At 59.0% G+C, this 23,561-nt stretch carries 25 protein-coding genes; 16 read left to right on the top strand and 9 right to left on the bottom strand.

The window, feature by feature from the left end; translation table 11 throughout:
• Positions 1-115 precede the first annotated feature (115 nt).
• From F2S13_RS25115 to F2S13_RS25065, 11 genes are all read left to right on the top strand, one after another.
• Complete coding sequence (locus tag F2S13_RS25115) at positions 116-1,237, top strand: ABC transporter ATP-binding protein (protein ID WP_166365980.1); 1,122 nt, start codon at positions 116-118, stop codon at positions 1,235-1,237.
• Positions 1,238-1,278: 41 nt separating this feature from the next.
• The gene (locus tag F2S13_RS25110) at positions 1,279-2,310 is read left to right on the top strand and encodes an ABC transporter substrate-binding protein (protein ID WP_166365978.1); all 1,032 of its coding nucleotides are present in this window, start codon (positions 1,279-1,281) and stop codon (positions 2,308-2,310) included.
• A gap of 67 nt (positions 2,311-2,377) precedes the next feature.
• The gene (locus F2S13_RS25105) at positions 2,378-3,625 is read left to right on the top strand and encodes an ABC transporter permease (protein WP_166365976.1); all 1,248 of its coding nucleotides are present in this window, start codon (positions 2,378-2,380) and stop codon (positions 3,623-3,625) included.
• Between the two features lie 11 nt (positions 3,626-3,636).
• Positions 3,637-4,461: an ABC transporter permease gene (locus F2S13_RS25100; protein WP_166365974.1), complete on the top strand. Its 825-nt coding sequence runs from the start codon at positions 3,637-3,639 to the stop codon at positions 4,459-4,461.
• Between the two features lie 146 nt (positions 4,462-4,607).
• On the top strand, positions 4,608-5,282 hold the full coding sequence (rpe, locus tag F2S13_RS25095; RefSeq protein WP_166365972.1) for a ribulose-phosphate 3-epimerase: 675 nt from the start codon (positions 4,608-4,610) through the stop codon (positions 5,280-5,282).
• A complete protein-coding gene (locus tag F2S13_RS25090) occupies positions 5,279-6,097 on the top strand; it encodes a phosphoglycolate phosphatase (RefSeq protein WP_166365970.1) in 819 nt (272 codons plus the stop codon). Before rpe ends, F2S13_RS25090 begins: the two co-directional genes overlap by 4 nt.
• Before the next feature lie 71 nt (positions 6,098-6,168).
• Positions 6,169-7,656 carry an anthranilate synthase component I gene (gene trpE, locus F2S13_RS25085; protein ID WP_166365968.1) on the top strand — a complete coding sequence of 496 codons (1,488 nt, stop codon included), beginning with the start codon at positions 6,169-6,171 and terminating at the stop codon, positions 7,654-7,656.
• 11 nt (positions 7,657-7,667) lie between these two features.
• Entirely contained in the window at positions 7,668-8,261 is a 594-nt protein-coding gene (locus tag F2S13_RS25080) for an aminodeoxychorismate/anthranilate synthase component II (RefSeq protein ID WP_166365966.1), read from the top strand.
• 9 nt (positions 8,262-8,270) lie between these two features.
• Positions 8,271-9,320, top strand: coding sequence for an anthranilate phosphoribosyltransferase (trpD, locus tag F2S13_RS25075; protein ID WP_166365964.1), 1,050 nt, complete (start codon positions 8,271-8,273; stop codon positions 9,318-9,320).
• Positions 9,317-10,120 (top strand): indole-3-glycerol phosphate synthase TrpC, encoded by an 804-nt coding sequence (gene trpC / locus F2S13_RS25070; RefSeq protein WP_166365962.1) that lies wholly within the window; start codon positions 9,317-9,319, stop codon positions 10,118-10,120. Before trpD ends, trpC begins: the two co-directional genes overlap by 4 nt.
• A 70-nt stretch (positions 10,121-10,190) precedes the next feature.
• On the top strand, positions 10,191-10,895 hold the full coding sequence (locus tag F2S13_RS25065; RefSeq protein WP_166365960.1) for a lipoate--protein ligase family protein: 705 nt from the start codon (positions 10,191-10,193) through the stop codon (positions 10,893-10,895).
• Here F2S13_RS25065 and crp read toward each other — a convergent pair.
• Complete coding sequence (crp, locus tag F2S13_RS25060; RefSeq protein WP_166365958.1) at positions 10,892-11,536, bottom strand: cAMP-activated global transcriptional regulator CRP; 645 nt, start codon at positions 11,534-11,536, stop codon at positions 10,892-10,894. The genes F2S13_RS25065 and crp overlap by 4 nt on opposite strands.
• 214 nt (positions 11,537-11,750) lie before the next feature.
• On the opposite strand from crp, the gene F2S13_RS25055 reads away from it, so the two are divergent.
• On the top strand, positions 11,751-12,173 hold the full coding sequence (locus F2S13_RS25055; RefSeq protein ID WP_166365956.1) for an OsmC family protein: 423 nt from the start codon (positions 11,751-11,753) through the stop codon (positions 12,171-12,173).
• Between the two features lie 232 nt (positions 12,174-12,405).
• Positions 12,406-13,200: an adenosylmethionine decarboxylase gene (speD, locus tag F2S13_RS25050; RefSeq protein ID WP_166365954.1), complete on the top strand. Its 795-nt coding sequence runs from the start codon at positions 12,406-12,408 to the stop codon at positions 13,198-13,200.
• 51 nt (positions 13,201-13,251) lie between these two features.
• Here speD and coq7 read toward each other — a convergent pair whose 3' ends face one another.
• The 6 genes from coq7 to hemJ form a co-directional block, all read right to left on the bottom strand.
• Positions 13,252-13,899 (bottom strand): 2-polyprenyl-3-methyl-6-methoxy-1,4-benzoquinone monooxygenase, encoded by a 648-nt coding sequence (gene coq7, locus F2S13_RS25045; protein ID WP_166365952.1) that lies wholly within the window; start codon positions 13,897-13,899, stop codon positions 13,252-13,254.
• Between the two features lie 127 nt (positions 13,900-14,026).
• Positions 14,027-14,365 (bottom strand): HIT domain-containing protein, encoded by a 339-nt coding sequence (locus F2S13_RS25040; RefSeq protein WP_166365949.1) that lies wholly within the window; start codon positions 14,363-14,365, stop codon positions 14,027-14,029.
• Positions 14,366-14,429: 64 nt separating this feature from the next.
• Positions 14,430-15,203, bottom strand: a complete 774-nt coding sequence (locus F2S13_RS25035; protein ID WP_166365947.1) for an SDR family NAD(P)-dependent oxidoreductase — start codon at positions 15,201-15,203, stop codon at positions 14,430-14,432.
• Between the two features lie 110 nt (positions 15,204-15,313).
• Positions 15,314-16,132, bottom strand: coding sequence for a DUF805 domain-containing protein (locus F2S13_RS25030; RefSeq protein WP_166365945.1), 819 nt, complete (start codon positions 16,130-16,132; stop codon positions 15,314-15,316).
• A gap of 28 nt (positions 16,133-16,160) precedes the next feature.
• Positions 16,161-17,129, bottom strand: a complete 969-nt coding sequence (locus F2S13_RS25025) for an NAD(P)H-dependent flavin oxidoreductase (protein WP_166365943.1) — start codon at positions 17,127-17,129, stop codon at positions 16,161-16,163.
• A gap of 34 nt (positions 17,130-17,163) precedes the next feature.
• The gene (gene hemJ, locus F2S13_RS25020) at positions 17,164-17,592 is read right to left on the bottom strand and encodes a protoporphyrinogen oxidase HemJ (RefSeq protein WP_166365941.1); all 429 of its coding nucleotides are present in this window, start codon (positions 17,590-17,592) and stop codon (positions 17,164-17,166) included.
• Between the two features lie 139 nt (positions 17,593-17,731).
• Between hemJ and argC the strand changes: the two genes are divergently transcribed.
• Together argC and erpA are read left to right on the top strand one after the other, a co-directional pair.
• Entirely contained in the window at positions 17,732-18,766 is a 1,035-nt protein-coding gene (gene argC, locus F2S13_RS25015) for an N-acetyl-gamma-glutamyl-phosphate reductase (protein WP_166365939.1), read from the top strand.
• Between the two features lie 150 nt (positions 18,767-18,916).
• Positions 18,917-19,267: an iron-sulfur cluster insertion protein ErpA gene (erpA, locus tag F2S13_RS25010; RefSeq protein WP_166365937.1), complete on the top strand. Its 351-nt coding sequence runs from the start codon at positions 18,917-18,919 to the stop codon at positions 19,265-19,267.
• 57 nt (positions 19,268-19,324) lie between these two features.
• Here erpA and F2S13_RS25005 read toward each other — a convergent pair whose 3' ends face one another.
• Complete coding sequence (locus F2S13_RS25005) at positions 19,325-20,416, bottom strand: anhydro-N-acetylmuramic acid kinase (RefSeq protein ID WP_166365935.1); 1,092 nt, start codon at positions 20,414-20,416, stop codon at positions 19,325-19,327.
• A gap of 3 nt (positions 20,417-20,419) precedes the next feature.
• A complete protein-coding gene (locus tag F2S13_RS25000; protein WP_166365933.1) occupies positions 20,420-21,871 on the bottom strand; it encodes a peptidoglycan DD-metalloendopeptidase family protein in 1,452 nt (483 codons plus the stop codon).
• 211 nt (positions 21,872-22,082) lie between these two features.
• Between F2S13_RS25000 and tyrS the strand changes: the two genes are divergently transcribed.
• Positions 22,083-23,282 carry a tyrosine--tRNA ligase gene (gene tyrS, locus F2S13_RS24995; protein WP_166365931.1) on the top strand — a complete coding sequence of 400 codons (1,200 nt, stop codon included), beginning with the start codon at positions 22,083-22,085 and terminating at the stop codon, positions 23,280-23,282.
• The last annotated feature ends 279 nt before the right edge of the window (positions 23,283-23,561 follow it).

Below are 23,561 nucleotides of genomic sequence, written 5' to 3'. Positions count from 1 at the left end.
CCTACACGCCCCCTTCCAAATTACTGATATCAATCTCTCATACCCCCCGATTTGCGTGACGCCCAGCCTTCACTAGGCTTAATCCACGGCAGTCATCTAACAAAAAGGTGTGGGTATGAGCGAGGTGAAATCGAGCGCTGGGGCAGGCGAGGTACTGGTCAGCTTTCGTGGCGTGCAAAAGAGCTACGACGGTGAAAATCTGATCGTCAAAGACCTCAACCTGGATATTCGCAAAGGCGAGTTTCTCACCTTGCTGGGGCCTTCGGGTTCGGGCAAGACCACCAGTCTGATGATGTTGGCGGGTTTCGAAACCCCCACTGCCGGCGAGATTCTGTTGGCCGGTAAATCGATCAACAACGTACCACCGCACAAGCGCAACATCGGCATGGTCTTCCAGAACTATGCCTTGTTCCCGCACATGACGGTGGCAGAGAACCTGGCGTTCCCGCTGACCGTGCGCGGCATGAGCAAGACCGACGTCAGCGAGAAGGTCAAACGTGTCCTGGGCATGGTTCAGCTCGACAAGTTCGCCCAGCGTTACCCGGGCCAGATGTCCGGCGGTCAGCAGCAGCGCGTGGCTCTGGCCCGTGCACTGGTATTCGAGCCGCAACTGGTGTTGATGGACGAACCGCTGGGTGCTCTGGACAAGCAGTTGCGTGAACACATGCAGATGGAAATCAAGCACCTGCACGAGCGCCTCGGCGTGACTGTGGTCTATGTGACCCACGACCAGGGTGAAGCCCTGACCATGTCGGACCGGGTCGCTGTGTTCCATCAAGGCGAAATCCAGCAGATCGCCCCTCCGCGCACCCTTTACGAAGAGCCGAAGAACACCTTCGTCGCCAACTTCATCGGCGAGAACAACCGCATCAGTGGCCGCCTGCTCAGCCAGAACGGCGAGCGTTGTGTCGTAGGCCTGCCGCGTGGCGAGAAAGTCGAAGCGCTGGCGGTCAACGTCGGTGCGCCAGGTGAAGCCGTGACTCTGTCGATTCGTCCCGAGCGCGTACGCCTCAATGGTCACAGCGAAAGCTGCATCAACCGCTTCTCGGGCCGCGTAGAAGAGTTCATCTACCTGGGCGACCACGTGCGTGTGCGTATGGAAGTGTGCGGCAAGTCCGACTTCTTCGTTAAGCAGCCGATTGCCGAGCTCGACCCGGCCCTGGCCGTCGGTGATGTGGTTCCGCTTGGCTGGGAAGTCGAGCACGCACGCGCACTTGATCCGTTAGAGGCTGTTTGAAGGTTTGCTTCACCAATCCTGTACTGCGGAGATAATAATAAATGCTTAAACACTTGAAATTCACCGCCCTGACACTGGGCATGATGGCTGCGGCCCAGGCCATGGCGGCCGATCTGACCGTGATCTCCTTCGGCGGCGCGAACAAGGCGGCCCAGGAAAAGGCTTTCTACGCACCTTGGGAAAAGGCCGGTAACGGCAAGATCCTGGCCGGCGAATACAACGGCGAAATGGCGAAGATCAAGGCCATGGTCGACACCAAGAGCGTGAACTGGAACCTGGTTGAAGTCGAATCGCCTGAGCTCAAGCGTGGCTGTGACGAAGGTATGTTCGAAGAGATCGACAAGTCGATCTACGGCGATGCCAAGAACTACATTCCAGGTGCCATCCAGCCTTGCGGTATCGGCTTCTTCGTGTGGTCGACCGTATTGGCCTACAACGCCGACAAAGTGACCACTGCACCGACCAGCTGGGCCGATTTCTGGGACACCAAGAAATTCCCGGGCAAGCGTGGCCTGCGCAAGGGCGCCAAGTACACCCTGGAATTCGCTCTGATGGCCGACGGCGTTGCACCAAAAGACGTCTACAAGGTGCTGGCGAGCAAGGATGGCCAGGAACGCGCGTTCAAGAAACTTGACGAACTCAAGCCAAACATTCAGTGGTGGGAAGCTGGCGCACAGCCTCCGCAGTACCTGCAGTCCGGCGACGTGGTCATGAGCTCGGCCTACAACGGCCGGATCGCTGCCGTGCAGAAAGAAAGCCATCTGAAGGTGGTCTGGAATGGTGGTATCTACGACTTCGACTCGTGGGCCATCCCGACCGGCGCCAAGGATGCAGACCTGGCGAAGAAATTCGCTGCCTTCTCGGTTGACGCCAAGCAACAAGCCGCTTACTCGTCGAACATCGCCTACGGTCCGGCCAACACCCAGGCCGTCGCGCTGCTGGACAAGGAAACCCTGGCGAACATGCCGACCACGCCCGAAAACATCGCCAACCAGGTACAGATCGACATCGATTTCTGGAACGACAACGGCGAGCAGCTTGAACAGAAATTCAACTCTTGGGCTGCCAAGTAATCACCCTGCCGTCGGAGCGTCATCCCTAGGGTGACGCTCCCCTTTGTAAAAGATTTCGGAGTTCGCTATGGCCATCGCAGTGCCCCTGAAAGAGGATGCCGGCAAAAGCCTCAAGCAGCGTCTGGCTCATGCCGAGCGGGTCAACCGCTGGAAGGCCCAGGCGTTGATTGCGCCGCTGGTGTTGTTCCTGCTGATGATTTTCCTGGTGCCGATTGCGGCGTTGCTCTACAAGAGTGTCGGTAACCCCGAAGTGGTTGGCGGGATGCCGCGCACAGTCGCCGCAATGGCCAGCTGGGATGGCAAGAGCCTGCCAGGCGAGCCTGTGTACAAGGCCCTGAGCGAAGACCTGGCTGACTCACGCAAGAATCAAACCTTGGGCGATTTGTCCAAGCGCCTGAACATGGAGTTGGCCGGCTATCGTAGCCTGCTGACCAAAACCGCTCGTGCCTTGCCGTTCGCAACCGAGCCAGCTTCTTATAAGGAAGCCGTACAACAGATCGACGAGCGCTGGGGCGACCCGGCCTACTGGCAGGCGATCCGCCGCAACACCAGTAGCGTCACACCGTTCTACCTGCTGGCGTCGCTCGACCATCGCATCGATGACCTGGGTGAAGTAGCACCGGCTACACCAGATCAAGCCATTTACCTGGACATTTTTGCCCGCACCTTCTGGATGGGGCTGATCATCACGGGTATCTGCGTACTGCTGGCCTATCCGCTGGCCTACCTGCTGGCGAACCTGCCCACCCGGCAGAGCAACCTGCTGATGATTCTGGTACTGCTGCCGTTCTGGACTTCGATTCTGGTGCGTGTTGCTTCCTGGATTGTCTTGCTGCAATCAGGCGGCCTGATCAACAGTGCGTTGATAAGCATGGGCGTGATCGATAAGCCGCTGGAACTGGTGTTCAACCGTACCGGCGTGTACATCTCGATGGTGCACATTCTGCTGCCGTTCATGATCCTGCCGATTTACAGCGTCATGAAGGGTATTTCTCCAACCTACATGCGTGCGGCGATTTCCCTGGGTTGCCATCCATTCAGCAGCTTCTGGAAGGTCTACTTCCCGCAGACCTACGCCGGTGTCGGCGCGGGTTGCCTGCTGGTGTTCATCCTGGCAATCGGCTACTACATCACCCCGGCCTTGCTGGGCAGCCCTAACGATCAGATGGTCAGTTACTTTGTCGCCTTCTACACCAACACCAGCATCAACTGGGGTATGGCGACCGCGCTGGGTGGCATGCTGTTGCTGGCGACCATCCTCCTGTACCTGATCTATAGCTGGCTGGTCGGCGCCAGCCGCCTGCGCCTGAGCTGAGGAGAGACTTCATGCTGAGCCCTTACATGTCGCCCGTCGAGCGGGTCTGGTTCTACAGTTTGCGTATCCTCTGCGGCCTGGTGCTGTTGTTCCTGATCCTGCCGGTGCTGGTGATCATTCCGCTGTCGTTCAACTCCGGCAGTTTCCTGGTCTACCCACTGCAAGGCTTCTCCCTGCACTGGTATCAGGAGTTCTTCGGCTCTGCCGAATGGATGCGAGCCCTGAAAAACAGCATCATCGTGGCTCCGGCCGCGACCGTGCTGGCCATGGTGTTCGGTACTCTGGCCGCCATCGGCCTGACCCGTGGCGAGTTCCGCGGCAAGGCGCTGGTGATGGCTCTGGTGATTTCGCCGATGGTCGTGCCAGTGGTCATCATTGCGGTAGCCAGCTACCTGTTCTTTGCCCCGCTGGGCCTGGGTAATAGCTACACCTCGTTGATTCTGGTGCACGCTGTGCTGGGTGTGCCATTCGTGATCATCACGGTGTCAGCTACCCTGCAGGGTTTCAACTATAACCTGGTGCGTGCGGCCGCCAGCCTGGGTGCTTCGCCAGTGACCGCCTTCCGCCGGGTAACCCTGCCGCTGATCGCGCCTGGGGTGATCAGTGGCGCCTTGTTCGCTTTCGCCACTTCGTTCGATGAAGTCGTGGTGACCCTGTTCCTGGCCGGCCCGGAGCAGGCCACCCTGCCACGCCAGATGTTCAGCGGTATTCGTGAAAACCTCAGCCCGACCATCGCCGCTGCGGCGACCTTGCTGATCGTTTTCTCGATCATCCTGCTGTTGACCCTCGAATGGCTGCGTGGTCGCAGCGAGAAGTTGCGTACCCAGCAAGTTTGAGTCAGCGACAAGGCTCAAACGGTTGATTTGCAAGCCCTGCATGGTTCGCCCAGCAGGGCTTTTGTCTGGATTGACGCAGGTCACCGCCCGCCAGCAGCCTGCTGAGGTACAATGCGCGCCACCGTGATTCTGCCAACAGGTGCGCCATGCAGCCCTTCGCTATTGCTCCGTCCATTCTTTCCGCGGATTTCGCTCGCCTGGGCGAAGAAGTCGACAATGTTCTCGCCGCCGGCGCCGATATCGTGCACTTCGATGTCATGGACAACCATTACGTCCCCAACCTGACCATTGGTCCGATGGTTTGCACTGCGCTGCGCAAATACGGCATCACCGCACCTATCGATGTGCACCTGATGGTCAGTCCGGTCGACCGTATCATCGGCGACTTCATCGAGGCTGGCGCGACTTACATTACCTTCCATCCGGAAGCCTCGCTTCACGTGGATCGTTCGCTACAGTTGATTCGGGATGGCGGTTGCAAAGCCGGCCTGGTATTCAACCCGGCGACTCCGCTGGACGTTCTCAAATACGTGATGGACAAGGTCGACATGGTCTTGCTGATGAGCGTCAACCCAGGTTTCGGCGGACAGAAATTCATTCCCGGCACACTGGACAAGCTGCGTGAGGCCCGCGCCTTGATCGACACCAGCGGTCGCGACATTCGTCTGGAGATCGATGGCGGGGTGAACGTGAACAACATTCGCGAGATCGCTGCCGCCGGTGCCGACACCTTTGTGGCCGGCTCTGCGATCTTCAATGCCCCGGACTACCGCCAGGTGATCGAAAAAATGCGTGCCGAACTGGCGCTGGCTCGCTCATGAGTGGCTTTGAGCAGCTGTTCCCGGGACGTTTGCCAAGGCTGGTGATGTTCGATCTTGACGGTACCCTGATCGATTCTGTTCCAGACCTGGCGGCGGCAGTGGAGAAAATGCTGCTCAAACTGGGTCGGGCACCGGTTGGTGTCGACGCCGTACGGGTCTGGATCGGCAACGGGGCGCGGGTGTTGGTACGGCGTGCCCTGGCAGGTGACATCGATCACGAGCAGGTCGACGAAAGCGAAACCGACCAGGCCCTGGAAATCTTCATGGAAGCCTATGCCGGCAGCCACAAGCAGACAGCGGTCTATCCCGGTGTGCGCGATACCTTGAAATGGCTGCACAAGCAGGGCGTGGAAATGGCCCTGATCACCAACAAGCCCGAGCGCTTCGTTGCGCCGTTGCTGGATGACCTGAAACTGGGCCGTTATTTCCGCTGGATCATCGGCGGCGATACCCTGCCACAACAGAAACCGGACCCTGCTGCGCTGTTGTTCGTCATGAAAATGGCCGGCGTGGAGCCGAGCCAGGCCGTGTTCGTTGGTGACTCGCGCAACGATATCCTGGCGGCCAAGGCCGCTGGTGTGGCCAGTGTGGCCCTGACTTACGGCTATAACCATGGTCGGCCGATCAGTGAGGAGTCCCCTTCACTGGTGATCGACAACCTGCGCGCTTTATTACCCGGTTGCTTAGAACCGGCCGCTGGGATAACGTTGTCGCACGTTCAATCCCCCCCTCGTAGAGATTCCATCGTGGTGGTCACTCGCAAACTCTGGATGAAAGTCATCAAGGCCCTGGCCCGTTGGCGTTGGCGCGCCTGACTTTTCTCCGGCCGGGCTATCCGGCACGTTTGCCTATCTGACCGTTGCACCCTCAAACCACGAGGCTGATCATGACCCGCGAAGAATTCCTGCGTTTGGCCGCTGCCGGCTATAACCGCATCCCGCTTGCTTGCGAAACCCTTGCCGACTTCGACACGCCGCTGTCGATCTACCTGAAACTGGCCGACGAGCCCAACTCCTATCTGCTCGAGTCGGTACAGGGCGGCGAGAAGTGGGGGCGCTACTCGATCATTGGCCTGCCGTGCCGCACGGTCATGCGCGTGCATGATTACCAGGTGGTGGTCACCCACGATGGACAGGAGATCGAGCGCCATCAGGTGGAAGATCCACTGGCCTTCGTCGAAGCCTTCAAGGAGCGCTACAAGGTTCCGACCATTGCCGGTTTGCCACGCTTCAACGGCGGCCTGGTCGGTTACTTCGGTTATGACTGCGTGCGCTATGTGGAAAAGCGTCTGGGCAAATGCCCGAACCCGGATCCGCTCGGTGTACCGGATATCCTGTTGATGGTGTCGGATGCTGTCGTGGTCTTCGACAACCTCGCCGGCAAGATGCACGCGATCGTCCTGGCCGACCCAGCCCAGGAAAACGCCTACGATAATGGCCTGGCTCAACTCGAAGCCTTGATGGAAAAGCTGCGCCAGCCGATCACCCCGCGCCGCGGTCTGGACTTCTCGCGTCAGCAGGCTGCCGATCCGGTATTTCGCTCCAGCTTCACCCAGGGTGATTATGAGCGCGCCGTCGATACCATCAAGGAGTACATCCTGGCGGGGGACTGCATGCAGGTCGTGCCGTCGCAGCGCATGTCGATCGACTTCAAGGCTGCGCCTATCGATTTGTACCGGGCGTTGCGTTGCTTCAATCCGACGCCTTACATGTACTTCTTCAATTTCGGCGACTTCCATGTGGTCGGCAGCTCGCCCGAAGTACTGGTGCGAGTCGAAGACAACCTGGTGACCGTGCGCCCGATTGCCGGCACCCGCCCGCGTGGCGCCACCGAAGAGGCGGACCGGGCCCTGGAAGAGGACCTGCTGTCCGACGACAAGGAAATCGCCGAACACCTGATGCTGATCGACCTTGGCCGTAATGACACCGGTCGGGTTTCCGAGACGGGTACGGTCAAGGTCACCGAGAAAATGGTGATCGAGCGTTATTCCAACGTGATGCACATCGTTTCGAACGTTACAGGCGAACTGAAGCAAGGCCTGAGTGCCATGGATGCCCTGCGGGCGATTCTGCCGGCCGGGACCCTGTCCGGCGCACCGAAGATTCGCGCGATGGAGATCATCGATGAGCTGGAGCCGGTCAAGCGTGGCGTCTATGGCGGCGCAGTGGGCTACCTGGCCTGGAACGGCAACATGGACACGGCCATCGCTATTCGCACGGCAGTGATCAAGAACGGTGAACTGCACGTGCAGGCCGGTGGCGGCATTGTTGCCGACTCGGTGCCCGCGCTGGAGTGGGAAGAAACTCTGAACAAGCGCCGGGCCATGTTCCGTGCTGTTGCGCTTGCCGAACAAACTCCTGCATCCGACGCCTGAGGAAACCGAACATGTTGCTGATGATTGATAACTACGACTCCTTTACCTACAACGTCGTGCAGTACCTCGGTGAACTGGGTGCGGACGTCAAAGTGATCCGCAACGACGAAATGACCGTCGCCGAGATCGAAGCTTTGAACCCCGAGCGCATCGTGGTTTCGCCAGGCCCGTGCACGCCGACCGAAGCCGGCGTTTCCCTTGAGGTGATCAAGCACTTCGCCGGCAAACTGCCGATCCTGGGCGTATGCCTGGGGCACCAGTCGATCGGCCAGGCCTTCGGTGGCGATGTGGTCCGTGCCCGCCAGGTGATGCATGGCAAGACCAGCCCGGTCACCCATGAAGACAAAGGTGTGTTCGAAGGTCTCAACCACCCCTTGATCGTGACTCGCTACCACTCGCTGGTGGTCAAGCGTGAAACCTTGCCCGAGTGCCTGGAACTGACCGCCTGGACTACGCTGGAAGATGGCTCGGTCGACGAGATCATGGGCCTGCGCCACAAGACGCTGAACATCGAGGGGGTGCAGTTTCACCCCGAGTCGATCCTGACCGAGCAGGGCCACGAGCTGTTCGCCAACTTCCTCAAGCAGACCGGCGGTCGCCGTTAAGGATTGAGCATGGATATTAAAAGCGCGCTGAACCGTATCGTCAGCCAGCTGGACCTGAGCACCGAAGAAATGCGCGATGTCATGCGCGAGATCATGACCGGCAAATGCACTGAAGCGCAGATCGGCGCGTTCATGATGGGCATGCGCATGAAGAGCGAAAGCATCGACGAGATCGTCGGTGCGGTGTCGGTCATGCGCGAGCTGGCCGACAAGGTCGAACTCAAGACCCTCGACGGGGTCGTTGACGTGGTGGGTACCGGCGGCGACGGTGCCAACATTTTCAACGTTTCGACAGCCTCGGCCTTTGTCGTCGCAGCAGCCGGTTGCACCGTGGCCAAGCATGGCAATCGTGCGGTATCCGGCAAGAGCGGTAGCGCCGACCTGCTCGAAGCGGCCGGTATCTATCTGAACCTGACGCCGGTACAAGTTGCTCGTTGCATCGACAACGTTGGCATCGGTTTCATGTTCGCCCAGACCCATCATGGGGCAATGAAGCACGCTGCCGGTCCCCGTCGCGATCTCGGCCTGCGCACCCTGTTCAACATGCTTGGCCCGCTTACGAATCCGGCTGGCGTACGTCACCAGGTGGTGGGCGTGTTCAATCAGGCCCTTTGCCGTCCTTTGGCCGAGGTCTTGCAGCGCCTGGGCAGTAAACATGTGTTGGTCGTGCATTCGCAGGACGGCCTGGATGAATTCAGCCTGGCATCGCCGACCTATGTCGCTGAACTCAAGGACGGTCAGATCACCGAGTATCTGGTGCAGCCGGAAGATCTGGGCATGAAGAGCCAGAGCCTTTATGGCCTGGTGGTCGAAAGCCCGGCCGCTTCACTGGAGCTGATTCGCGACGCGCTTGGACGGCGCAAGACCGACCACGGTCAAAAGGCTGCCGAGATGATCGTACTCAATGCGGGTGCAGCCCTGTACGCCGCCGATCTCGCCTCGACCCTCAGAGAAGGCGTGGCCTTGGCGCACGATGCGCTGCACACTGGCCTTGCCCGGGAAAAGCTCGAGGAGCTGGGCGCCTTTACCGCGGTATTCAAGCAGGAGAATGAAGGATGAGTGTGCCGACGGTTCTGGAAAAAATTCTGGCGCGCAAAGTCGAGGAAGTCGCTGAGCGCAGCGCTCGTGTAAGCCTGGCTGAGTTGGAAAAACTGGCCAAGGAGGCCGATGCACCCCGTGGTTTTGCCAAGGCACTGCTGGAGAAAGCCAAAAAGAAACAGCCGGCAGTCATCGCCGAAATCAAGAAAGCCTCGCCGAGCAAAGGCGTGATCCGCGAAAACTTCGTGCCTGCGGACATTGCCAGGAGCTACGAAAAGGGCGGGGCGACCTGCCTGTCGGTGCTGACCGACATCGATTTCTTCCAGGGCGCTGATGCCTATCTGCAGCAGGCCCGTGCGGCGTGCCAGCTGCCGGTGATTCGCAAGGACTTCATGATCGATCCCTATCAGATCGTCGAAGCACGCGCCCTCGGTGCCGACTGCGTACTGTTGATCGTTTCGGCCCTGGATGATGTGAAAATGGCTGAGCTGGCGACAGTAGCCAAAAGCGTCGGGCTCGATGTGCTGGTTGAAGTTCACGACGGTGACGAGCTGGAGCGTGCGCTCAAGACTCTCAACACGCCGCTGGTCGGCATCAACAACCGTAACCTGCACACTTTCGATGTGAGCCTGGAAACCACCCTCGGCCTGTTGCCGCGCATTCCGCATGACCGCCTGGTGATTACCGAGAGCGGAATCCTCAACCGCGCCGATGTCGAGCTGATGGAAGTCAGCGAGGTCTATTCCTTCCTGGTTGGCGAAGCATTCATGCGTGCCGAAGATCCAGGGAAAGAATTGCAGCGCCTGTTCTTCCCTGAGTGAGCGTCGCAGATTTGATCCAAACGAAAAAAGCCGGCGATGCCGGCTTTTTTGCAGGCAGAAGGTAGCGATGATGATTGAGCAAACAGACTTGACTGTTGAGGCCGGCCTGCAAGCCGAGCAGGATCTATTGGCTGCCGTGTGCAGGGGCGAACGAGATTACGGCCTGCTTTTTTGGCGTCCGACCGATCGGGCCCTGGTTATGCCGCGGCGCATGAGCCAATTGGAGGGATTCAAGGCAGCCAGTATCGAGTTGGCCGACAGCGGTTGGCCGGTGTTGCTGCGGGAAACCGGCGGTGAGCCCGTCCCGCAGTCATCGGCGGTAATCAATATCGCATTGATTTATGCTGCGCCTCGTAGCGAGGGTGATCGCGACCGGATCGAAATCGCCTACAAGCGCCTTTGCGATCCGTTATGCGAAGTATTGACCGGCTGGGGTGGCATTGCCTCGTTGGGTGAAATCGAAGGCGCCTTCTGCGATGGACGCTACAACGTCAACCTCAATGGTCGCAAGTTGGTCGGAACCGCCCAGCGCTGGCGCCAGGGACAGGTCGGCAAGCGCCCGGTGGTTCTGGTGCACGGCGCCCTGCTGTTGGACAACGAGCGCGAATCAATGGTGGCGGCGGTCAACCGTTTCAATGAGCGCTGTGGTCTGGAGCAACGCTGCCTGGCGCAAAGCCACATCGCCTTGCACGAAGTGGTTCCCGAAGCGCCGTGGCTCGAGCGCCTGGGGCGAGCCTACACAGATGTGATCGATGACCTTCTGGCCAAGTCCTAACGGGTGCCGAAAACCACCATGGTCTTGCCTTTTACGTGAACCAGGCTGCGCTCTTCCAGATCCTTGAGGACGCGGCCGACCATCTCCCGTGAGCAACCGACGATCCGCCCGATCTCCTGGCGAGTCACCTTGATCTGCATACCATCCGGGTGGGTCATGGCATCGGGTTGCTTGCACAACTCAAGCAGGCAGCGGGCTACACGGCCGGTCACGTCGAAAAAGGCCAGGTCGCCGACTTTTCGAGTGGTGTTGCGCAGGCGCTGGGCCATCTGGCTGCCCAGTGCGTAAAGGATCTCGGGATCCTGTACAGCCAGCTCACGAAATTTTCCATAGCTGATTTCAGCAACTTCGCATTCGGTCTTCGCGCGTACCCAGGCACTGCGCTCCTGTTCCTTGCCCGGTGTTTCGAACAACCCCAGTTCCCCGAAAAAATCACCGGCATTGAGGTAGGCAATGATCATTTCCCGGTTGTCATCGTCTTCGATCAGGATAGTGACCGAGCCCTTGATGATGAACGACAGTGTCTCGGCACGATCGCCAGCACAGATGATGTTGCTTTTGGCTGGGTAGCGACGCCGTTGGCAGTGGGTCAGCAGCTTTTCAATATTCTTGATCTTTGGGGTAAGGGCTGTAACAACCATGGTTGAGTCCCGGGAAGAAAGTAACGAAGCGCGACAGCTGTTGTTATGGGGCCACTCAGGGGTGGCGCCGGTGATTTGGCGCCAGCTTATCAGACACATTCTTTTGTATCTTGAAATTTACGTGCAATCGGCGGATTTCTCATGTGCAGGTAGGCACGGATGGCATAAGGCCCTGTGCTAAGCTGGCGGCCTTTTTTACAGTGGAGTCCTGGTGATGAAGGCACGTATCCAGTGGGCTGGCGAAGCCATGTTTCTCGGCGAGTCGGGTAGCGGCCATGTCGTGGTAATGGACGGCCCGCCGGAAAGCGGCGGGCGCAACCTGGGCGTACGGCCCATGGAAATGTTGCTGCTGGGCCTGGGTGGCTGCAGCAACTTCGATGTTGTCAGCATCCTGAAGAAATCACGCCAGGCAGTAGAAAGCTGCGAGGCTTTCCTGGAAGCCGAACGCGCCGATGAAGATCCGAAGGTGTTCACCAAGATCCATCTACACTTCGTCGTCAAGGGGCGTGGCCTGAAGGAAGCGCAGGTCAAGCGAGCGGTCGAACTGTCTGCCGAGAAGTACTGTTCGGCATCGATCATGCTGGGACGGGCCGGCGTCGATATCACTCACGACTATGAAATCGTGGAACTGGGCTGAGTCGACACTCAACCATCATAAAAGCGGCGCAGACTCTGGCAGACCGAAGCTTTGGTCTGCATAATGCGCCCCTTTTTCAGGGCTGGAGCCCTGATCCGGACTCGCTCCGACCAGACAACCAAAATCGCCAACGCGAAGAGGTGTTAACCGTCCTACGCAGATGCGTCGTCCGCATCTGACGGGCATGCTTGATCACGCGGCCGGGCCGCACACATATAGAGAGTTTTTAACGGTGAAAAGCAAACTCAAGCTCCACGGGTTCAATAACCTGACAAAGACCTTGAGCTTCAACATCTATGACATCTGCTATGCGGAAACCCCGCAAGACCAACAGGCCTACGTCGAGTACATCAACCAGGAGTACGACGCCGCGCGCCTGACACAGATCCTCACGGATGTTGTCGATATCATTGGTGCCAATATCCTGAACATCGCACGTCAGGATTACGATCCGCAGGGCGCCAGCGTGACCATTCTGATTTCGGAACAACCGGTCACGCCTACCGAAAGCCAGATCGAAGAATCGCCGGGCCCGTTGCCCGATACAATCCTGGCTCACCTCGACAAGAGCCACATCACCGTCCATACCTACCCGGAAATTCATCCGGTGGATGGCATTGCGACTTTCCGCGTGGACATCGATGTGTCGACCTGTGGGGTAATCTCACCGCTCAAAGCGCTCAACTACCTGATCCACCAGTTCGATTCGGATATCGTGACGGTCGATTATCGTGTGCGCGGCTTCACCCGTGATGTCGAAGGCAGGAAGCATTTCATCGACCACGAGATCAACTCGATCCAGAACTACCTTTCCGAAGACACTCGCGACGGCTATCAGATGACCGACGTCAACGTGTATCAGGAAAACCTGTTCCACACCAAGATGCTGCTCAAGGACTTCGAACTGGACAACTACCTGTTCGGCGACGCCACCAGCAACCTGTCCGCTGAACAGCGTGCTCAGGTCAGCGAGCGTGTGAAGCATGAAATGCTCGAGATCTTTTACGGGCGCAATATGCCTGCGTGAGATCCATGCACATGAAAAAAGGGGCCTCGGCCCCTTTTTTCATGTCTGCATTTAAATGCGGTACGTGCTCTTGGTCATGACCTTGGCCATCAGGCTCATGCCGAACTTGATCGGTGCGGGGAAGCGAAAGCCGCCGGCTTCCAGCGCGGATTCGGCGTGTTGGCCTTCGTCGACGCGCATCTGCTGGAGAATCGCCCGGGACTTTTCGTCCTCGGCCGGAAGCTGTTCCAGGTGTTCATCCAGGTGCTTGCAGACCTGATGCTCGGTGGCGGCGACAAAGCCCAGACTGACCTTGTCGCTGATCAGGCCGGCGACGGCACCGATCCCGAATGACATCCCGTAGAACAGTGGGTTGAGTAGGCTGGTGTGGCTGCCCAGCTGGCGGATACGCTGTTCGCACCAGGCCAGGTGATCGATCTCTTCTTCGGCGGCGTGTTCCATGGCCTTGCGAACCTGTGGCAGCTTGGCAGTCAGGGCTTGTCCCTGGTAGAGCGCCTGGGCACAGACCTCGCCGGTGTGGTTGATGCGCATCAGGCCGGCGACATGACGGCTGTCATCTTCGTTCAGGGACGAATCGGGTTGGACGATAGCCGGCGACGGGCGAGATGGGTGGCCGCTGAAAGGCAGCAAGGTGCGCATGGCCGAGTCGGCCTGTAGCAACAAGCGGTCGATCGGCGAGTAGTGACGTTCGGTAGCCATGGGCACCTCCGCAAGAATTCACGCTGGCCAGTTTAACTCAAACGGCCCGGCAGGGCTTGCGGTGGATCAGCACACCAGCGTAATAGAGCCTTACTGATGTGCTGTGAATTGACCGTAGGCTGGTGTATCAGCCCGGCGGCCAGTGCATCTGACGCTGGCCAAGCACGTGCATGTGGATGTGGTAGACCGTCTGGCCACCCTTTTCGTTGCAGTTCATCACGACGCGAAAACCGTCCTCGCAGCCCAGTTCTTTCGCCAGGCGTTGAGCGCTGAACAGCATATGCCCGGCCAGGCCCTTGTCTTCCTCGGTCAGGTCGTTGAGGGTGCGGATCGGCTTTTTCGGGATGACCAGAAAATGTACCGGTGCCTGTGGGGCGATATCGTGGAAGGCCAGGATCTGGTCATCCTCGTAAATGATCTTCGCGGGTATTTCTCTGTTGATGATCTTGGTGAACAGAGTTTCCACAGCTGTTACTCCATGGTGGTAGTCGGGCCTGAGTTTACTCAGCAGACCGCTCTTCGCCCAGCCCTTAGCGCGGGCAATAGGCGTGATTGATGGCGCCCGCTATTTTTCGCACCAGCCAGCGCGTCCCCAGGCGTGGGCTGAAGGCCAGCCAGCGATTGCGGCGACCGGGGATGATCACTGCACGGTTTTTCTCCAGGGCGCGGACGGTGTAAAGCGCAACCTCTTCAGGACTCAAGCAACGTTCGCTGTTCGCAAGCCTCGGGATGACGCGTTGCGCTGAACGGGTCGGGCCCGGGCAGAGTACTGAAACCTTGACCCCGGTTCTTTTCAGCTCTTCACGCAAGCCTTCGGAAAAATGCAGCACATAGGCTTTGCTCGCGGCGTAACTGGTCATCCAGGGGCCGGGTTGGAACGCGGCGATCGACGCAACATTGAGTATCTGCCCACCACCCTGAACAGCCATCGCATTGCCGAGGGCATGGCACAGACGCGTGAGCGCCAGGATGTTCAATTCGATCAGGTCCTGCTCATGGCCCCAGTCCTGGGCGAGAAAAGGGCCGTAGGAGCGAATGGCGGCGCAATTGACCAGCAAGTCGATCTGCCGTTCGCCTTCTTCGAGTTCCAGCAGAAAACCGGAAAGACGCAAGGGTTCACCCAGGTCGCAGGCACGAAACAACACCTCCACGCCGAAACGCTGAGTCAGTTCAATGGCGATGCTTTCCAGCAGATCGCGTTGCCGGGCCACCAGGATAAGGCTGCGCCCCTTGCGGGCAAGGGCTTCGGCCATTGCCAGGCCGATGCCACTGGAGGCGCCGGTGATCATGGCGTAACGGGTCATGCAATTCTCCAAACGCACGCCAGCGCTCTGCAGCATGAGTGGTGCAGGGGGCAAGGCGTGATTATTCATGCTGCTAGTCTACAGTCCGGCACAGGGATTCGCTGCTTCAGTTACAAGCTGATCGTGTGGGTGTATTGAGTGAACAGCGTCACCACCCCGCCCAGCCAGCCCATGGCGATACCCCCTGCGAACACCACCACCCACATCCAGGCCAGGATTCTTACCGCGACGCTATTGGGCGGCGGGGGTGGGCCGTACTGGTTGGGCCCGGGATTTCCCGGCAGCACCAACAGCATCAGGGTGAACACGGCGCTGACCAGAGGCACCAGGTTCAGCAACCAGAGCCAACCGGACCAGCCCAGATCGTGCAGGCGCTGCACACTGATTTGAATGTTGATGGTCAGGAAACACAATACGGCGATCGCCATCATCAGGCCGGAGAACATCGGTGACTGATAAAACAGCAGGCTGAACACCCCCATGGCTGCGACGACTGTCAACAACAGGACTAGCGTCCAGGCCAGGTAGCGCAATCGCCCGATCCGGCCCTCGATCGAAAGCACGCTGAGCTCGCCGTACTCGGCCGATGTCTGATCGACTGGTGCCTGCGGCGGTGCGTAGGGTGAGGGGGGCGATACATCCGGCGCGTTCGTCGACCCAGTCGGGGCAGGCTGAGCGATGTGTTCCTCGGTCCCGGGTTCCTGCTCGAGACGGGCCTCGACGCCGGCCTTGTGCAAGGCATTGAGGTAGCGTTGGGCGTCGGCGACAGGCAAGTTGCGCTTGAGGATGACCTCGCGGCCGCTGAAAAGCTTTTCGATGCTGGCCAGATCGCGGTTGAACAGGGCGGCCAGATTATTCTTGGCCATCATCAGGTCGGTGCCCGGCAAAAGGCTGCCATCAAAAACGATGTTGAAGCGGGCTTCTGTCATGTCGAGCATCCTTGTCGCTTGAACGACTTCAGCGTGACCATTGCCCGGTCAGGGCCAAACTTGCCTTCTGTGCCTGGCGATATTCGTTATCCAGACGAGCGATCAGCTCGTCAACCGACGGCAAGTCGTCGATGGCGCCAACGCCCTGGCCCGCGGACCAGACAGTTTTCCAGGCCTTGGCTTCGTCGCTGATGGGCTTGAGCTTGGCGCCGAAGTTCATCTCGCCTTTCCCCTGCAAGGCCGCGAGATCGAAGCCGGCAGCTTCCAGGCTCTGGCGCATGAAGCTGGCCGGAACGCCGGAAACGGCGGCGGTATGCACGATGTCGACGGCCTTGGCTTCGAGCAACATTTGTTTGTAAGCGTCTGGAGCCAGGCTCTCGCGACTGGCGATAAAGCGTGTGCCCAGATAAGCAAGGTCCGCCCCAAGCAATTGTGCGGCGAGAATTTCATGGCCCTTGTTCAGGCAGCCGGCCAGCAACAGGGTCTTGTCGAAGAATTGCCGGATCTCGGCAATCAGGGCAAAGGGGCTCCAGGTCCCGGCATGCCCCCCGGCGCCGGCGGCTACGGCGATCAGCCCATCGACGCCGGCTTCTGCAGCTTTTTCGGCGTGTCGACGTGTGGTGACATCATGAAACACCAGGCCGCCGTAGCCATGCACCGCATCGACCAGTTCCTTGACTGCTCCGAGGCTGGTGATGACGATCGGCACCTTGTGCTCGATGCAGATCGCCAGATCGGCCTGCAGGCGCGGGTTGCTGTGGTGCACGATCAGGTTCACCGCATAGGGGGCCGGTTTTTCGAGCTTTGCCAGCCCCGTTTCTATTTCTTCCAGCCAGGCCTTGAAACCACTGCTTTCGCGTTGGTTGAGTGCCGGGAAGCTGCCCACCACGCCATTTCGGCAACAGGCCAGGACCAGTTGCGGGTTGGAAATCAAAAACATCGGTGCTGCCACGATAGGCAAACGCAAATGCTTTTCAAGCTGGGCGGGCAGGGACATGGGCTCGGTCTCGCTCGTGGGTGATTGGTCTACATCAGAACGGCTTCACTACGACCAGAATTACGATAGCTATCAAAAACACTACCGGCACTTCGTTGAACCAGCGATAGAAAACATGACTGCGGGTGTTTTCGCCACGGGCGAAGCGTTTGAGCTGTGCGCCGCACATGTGATGGTAGCCGGTCAGCAGGACAATCAGCGTCAGCTTGGCATGCATCCAGCCCTGGCTGAAGTAACCGCTCGGATTGAGGCTGAGCAGCCAGATGCCGAAAACGAAGGTGGCGATCATCGCTGGCCCCATGATCCCGCGGTACAGCTTGCGCTCCATGGTCACGAAGCGTTCACGGCTGATCGTGTCTTCGCTCATGGCGTGGTAGACGAACAGGCGCGGAAGGTAAAACAGCCCGGCAAACCAGCAGACGATGCTGATGATATGGAAGGCTTTGAGCCACAGAAAAAGCATATTTTGGTTATTCCCCAAGGTTCACGGTGGCCAGATAGTAGAGGCTTCGATGCCCGCACGTCATCTCAACGGTTGTTCAGAGTGCTTCAGGCCCATATTATCGTTGGTTTTCCAGTCGGTTCGTTGAAAGGGGCAGGTTATGGTCAAGGTCGGTATCGTCGGCGGCACGGGTTACACCGGAGTCGAGCTGCTGCGTCTGTTGGCACAACATCCGCAGGCGCAAGTGGTGGCAATCACTTCGCGTTCCGAAGCGGGGTTGCCGGTCGCAGACATGTATCCGAACCTGCGAGGGCACTACGACGGCCTGGCGTTCAGTGTGCCGGACACCAAGACCCTGGCCGCCTGTGACGTGGTGTTTTTCGCCACGCCCCACGGTGTTGCCCATTCTCTGGCCGGCGAGCTGCTGGCTGCTGGCACCAAGGTCATCGATCTGTCGGCGGACTTCCGTCTGCAGGATGCCGATCTGTGGGCCAAATGGTACGGCCAGCCTCATGGCGCACCGGAACTGCTCAAAGATGCGGTCTACGGCTTGCCGGAAGTCAATCGCGAACAGATCCGCCAGGCTCGCCTGATCGCTGTGCCCGGTTGCTATCCTACTGCCACTCAGCTGGGTTTCCTGCCGCTGCTCGAAGCTGGCCTGGCCGACAATTCCCGTCTGATTGCCGACTGCAAGTCGGGCGTCAGCGGCGCAGGCCGCGGTGCCAGCGTAGGTTCGCTGTTCTGTGAGGCCGGCGAAAGCATGAAGGCTTACGCGGTCAATGGGCATCGGCACCTGCCGGAAATTACCCAGGGCCTGCGTCGCGCTGCCGGTGGCGATGTCGGTCTGACATTCGTGCCACACCTGACGCCGATGATCCGCGGTATCCATTCGACCCTGTACGCGACGGTCGTGGACAAGTCGGTGGACCTGCAGGCGTTGTTCGAGAAGCGTTATGCCGATGAGCCGTTCGTGGATGTCATGCCTGCCGGTAGCCATCCGGAAACTCGCAGCGTACGGGGTGCCAACGTCTGCCGCATTGCGGTTCACCGCCCTCAGGGTGGTGATCTGGTGGTGGTCCTGTCGGTGATCGACAACCTGGTCAAGGGCGCCTCAGGGCAGGCCGTGCAGAACCTCAACATCCTCTTCGGGCTGGATGAGCGCATGGGGCTTTCTCATGCGGGCTTGATGCCTTAAAGCTGTCTTGAGCGGCAAGTCTGGAGTTTGAGGCTTGCCGCTCGTCACTTGCAGCCTTCAGTGGCTTCAATTGTTGACCAATTTTCTAGGACAAGCGGATAATGCGCGTCATCACGCATTATGGCGGCATAGCGCCGGGAGATAGTCAGCATGAGCGTCGAATCCTTCACCCCCACGGCTTTGCAATTCACGCAGGGTGCAGCGCACAAGGTGAAGAGCCTGGTCGATGAAGAGGGGAATGATCGTCTGAAGTTGCGAGTATTCGTGACAGGCGGCGGATGTTCGGGTTTTCAGTATGGCTTCACGTTCGATGAGGACGTGGCCGATGACGATACCATCGTCGAGCGCGAGGGCGTGTCCTTGGTGGTCGATCCCATGAGCTTCCAGTATCTGGCAGGGGCTGAGGTGGACTATCAGGAAGGGTTGGAAGGCTCGCGCTTCGTGATCAACAATCCGAATGCCACCACGACTTGCGGTTGCGGATCGTCATTCTCGATCTGATGACTCGCTGCTTCATGCCAACGCCGCGCCCATGCGCGGCGTTTTGCATTCTGGGGTTCAGGCCGGGTAGATCGCGCCCAGAACTCTCAGGCCGCGTGCGCCAGTAACGCTGGGGCGGTTGGCTGCGATACCTTCAAGGCAGCAATGCGCAAGCCAGGCAAAGGCCATGGCTTCGACCCAGTCAGGGTCGATGCCGCATGCGGCAGTGCTGCTGACGCGAGTATTGGGCAGCAGGCCGGCCAGGCGTTGCATCAGCGCCGAGTTATGGGCGCCACCACCGCAGACCAATAGCGCTTGCGTCTCGTGCTGGGCTGCACGCAAAGAGTCGACGATGGTGAGGGCGGTCAGTTCGAGTAGCGTTGCCTGAACGTCTTGTGCGGCGCAGGCAGGTAAACGCGCCAGATGCTGCTGCAGCCAGGGCAGATTGAAGACTTCGCGTCCCGTACTCTTGGGGCCGGTGCCGGCAAAGAATGGATCGCTGAGCAGGTCCTGCAACAGTGCAGGGACAATTGTACCGCTGGCTGCCCAGGCGCCGTCACGGTCGAAGCTTTGACCCTGGTTGGCGTTGATCCAGGCGTCCAGCAGGACATTGCCGGGGCCGCAGTCGAAGCCGCTGACGGGTTTTCCAGTCTCGATCAGGCTCAGGTTGCTGAAGCCGCCGACGTTCAACACCGCCAGGCGTTCGCCCTGGGTTTCGAAGAGTGCCTCGTGAAAGGCCGGGACCAGCGGTGCACCCTGGCCTCCAGCGGCCACATCGCGGCGGCGGAAGTCACTGACGACCGTAATGCCGGTCAACTCGGCGAGCAGTGCCGGGTTGCCGATCTGTACCGTAAAGCCGCGTGCAGGTTCGTGGCGGATGGTCTGGCCGTGGCTGCCAATGGCGCGGATCGCCGATGAGCTGATCTGCTCCTGCTCGAGCAGCTGGTTGATGCCGTGTGCTGCCAATCGGGCCCAACGCTGCTCGGCCAGGGCGGCCCGGGCAATTTCATCCGGACCACTGGCGCACAGGCCAAGCAACTCGTTGCGCAGGTCATCCGGCATCGGGATGTAGAGCGTGGCGAGCAGTTCAAGCGGCTGCCCTTGTTCGATCAGGGCAATGTCCAGGCCGTCGAGGCTGGTCCCGGACATTACGCCGATATAGAGCGACATGGCTTAACGCTTGCTCGATGCGAGCATGGTGGCCTTTTCTTGCTCCATGCGGGCCATCAGCGGTTGACTCTGCTGCAGGAAGCGCTGCCGCTCATTCTTGGCGATAGGGTCGGCCATGGGCAGTTTCTGGCCCAGTGGATCGACGTGCACGCCATTGACCTGGAATTCATAGTGCAGGTGCGGGCCGGTCGACAAGCCAGTGGTGCCGATATAGCCGATGACCTGACCCTGCTTGACGGTGCCGCCTGTCTTGACACCTTTGGCGAAGCCTTGCATGTGGCCGTAAAGGGTCTGGTAGGTGTTGCCGTGCTGGATGATCACGGTGTTGCCGTAACCACCGCGACGCCCGGCGAGCAATACCTTGCCATCACCGGCAGCCTTGATCGGTGTGCCCCGTGGCGCGGCGTAGTCCACGCCCTTGTGCGCGCGGATCTTGTTCAGGATCGGGTGCTTGCGGCCCATGGAAAAGCGCGAGCTGATGCGGGCGAAGTCCACCGGAGTACGGATGAACGCCTTGCGCATACTGTTGCCGTCGGCGGTGTAGTAGCTGCTGTTGCCTTGCTTGTTGGTGTAGCGCACCGCGGTATAGCTCTTGCCGCGGTTGGTGAAGCGAGCGGAAAGGATACTGCCTGTCCCGACGACCTTGCCGTTGAGCACTTTCTGTTCGTAGATCACATCGAATTCGTCGCCCTGGCGGATGTCCTGGGCAAAGTCGATGTCGTAACCGAAGATTTTGGTCATGTCCATGGTTTGGGCATGCGACAGGCCGGCGCGCTGGGCCGAGAGCGACAGCGAGCTTTTGATCACGCCGTGAACATAGGCCGAGCGCATCACGGGCTTGCTGACTTCGCGGTTGAAGGCAAAGCCTTTGGCGTTGCGGGTCAGGCGAATGGTTTCCAGGTCGCTGACCTTGCTGTGAAGGCTGGCCAGCTGGCCGTTTTCAGCAACTTCGATCTCCAGTACCTGGCCGTGCTTGAGTTGGCTGAACTGTTTGGCCTGCTTGCTGCTGGACAATACTTCCTGGACGGTTGCCGCGGGCAGGCCGGCTTTCTGAAGCAGGGTCGACAGGGTATCGCCCCGGGCAACGGTAACTTCCCGGTGGGCTGGTTCTTTTTTGGCCGGCTCGGCGGCAACTTTCGCAGGCTCGGCGGCTACTGGGGCCGGTAGGGGCTCGGCCTTGGCAGTGTCCTGAGTGTCCTCGGCGCCATTGTCGATTTGCGCGAAGGGGGAGGGCTCGGCTTCCTCGGTGGCCGCGACGGCAGGCGCACTCTCTTGTTCCTGCTTCAGCAGCTCGGCAGGTGTCTCGAGCTCAAGGTTCAGGGTAGTTTTCTTGGCCTCTACTTCGCTGGACGGAAATACCAGCAATGCAAGGCTCAGGAGGGCGGCAATGCCGCTCGCGGCCAACAGATGGCTCTTCGGATAAAGCGGGGGCGCTTTAGGCGGTTCGTTGGTCATAGATGCTTTGACTTTGAAAAAAATGAAATGGAATAGATGAATTGACATGATGAAGATGAAATAACTGTATAAAATATAACCAAATCCCCTTCGAAGCAAGTCCGCAGACGTCATCAGTCGGGATTGAGGTCACATGCAGGGCAAAAACTTGTAATTGGTGGCTGATCTTGTATGGTTGGGGCCCTTTGAATCTGAGCCTTGCGGGTCTGTTATGAAGTCGGTTGAAGAGCAGCTAGCGCTGATCAAACGTGGTGCGGAAGAGGTATTGGTCGAATCCGAATTGGTCGAGAAGCTGAAGCGTGGCCAACCGCTGCGTATTAAGGCCGGCTTCGACCCTACGGCCCCTGATCTGCATCTGGGTCACACGGTGCTTATTAACAAGTTGCGTCAGTTCCAGGAGCTGGGGCATCACGTCATCTTCCTTATTGGTGATTTCACCGGTTTGATCGGTGATCCGAGCGGCAAGAGCGCGACGCGCCCGCCGCTGACCCGCGAGCAGGTCCTGGAAAATGCCGAGACGTACAAGGCTCAGGTGTTCAAGATCCTCGATCCGGCTAAAACCGAGGTGGCGTTCAACTCCACCTGGATGGACGCGCTGAGCCCTGCCGACTTCATTCGCCTGGCATCGCAGTACACCGTGGCGCGCATGCTTGAGCGTGATGACTTCGACAAGCGCTACACCAGCAATCAGCCGATCGCGATCCATGAGTTCCTCTATCCCCTGGTTCAGGGTTACGACTCGGTGGCGCTGCGTGCCGATGTCGAGCTCGGTGGTACCGACCAGAAGTTCAACCTGCTGATGGGGCGCGAGCTTCAGCGTGCCTATGGCCAGGAGGCTCAATGCATTCTGACCATGCCACTGCTCGAGGGTCTGGATGGCGTCAAGAAGATGTCCAAGTCCCTGGGTAACTACGTCGGTATCCAGGAAGCGCCGGGTGTGATGTACAGCAAGCTGGTATCGATCCCTGATGAGCTGATGTGGCGCTACTTCGAGTTGTTGAGCTTCCGTTCCATGGAGGAAATCGACGGCTTCAAGGCTGATTGCGAAGCGGGTGCCAACCCGCGTGACATCAAGATCAAGCTGGCCGAAGAGATCGTTGCGCGCTTCCATGGTGAAGAGGCTGCGGCGAACGCTCATCGTGCTGCGGGTAACCGCATGAAGGATGGGGAGCTGCCGGAAGACCTGCCGGAAGTTGAGGTGGCTGTCGCTGAAGACATGCCGATTGCTGCTGTCCTTAATAAGGCGGGCCTGGTGAAGAACTCGGCCGGCGCGCGTGATCTGCTCAATGCCGGCGGCGTGCGTGTGGATGGTGAAGTGGTTGATCGCGGCTTTGTCTTCGCTATGGGCGCAACCCATGTCGTCCAGGCCGGGAAGAAGGCATTTGCACGTATTACGCTGATATCTGAATAAGCTTGTAATCAGTGCTTGACGGCGAATTATATCTCTCTATAATTCGCCCCACTTCCGGCGCAGACGAAACGGAAAACTCCTTGAGAATCAAAGAGTTAACCGAAGTAGGTAGCGAAGAAGCAGCTTCGATCTGCTGATCGAAAGCGGTGGAAAAGGTGGTTGACAGCGGTTCCAAACGCTGTAGAATTCGCCTCCCGCTGACGAGTGATCGAAGCGAGTCAAGTGTTTGAAGTTGTTAGAGATTCTCTGAAAAACTTCAAAATAAACGCTTGACAGAGA

The organism is Pseudomonas akapageensis, assembly GCF_011355085.1.
Lineage (GTDB): Bacteria > Pseudomonadota > Gammaproteobacteria > Pseudomonadales > Pseudomonadaceae > Aquipseudomonas > Aquipseudomonas akapageensis.
Note: the sequence above shows the minus strand (reverse complement) of the source record. Positions and strands in the feature narration are given on the sequence as shown.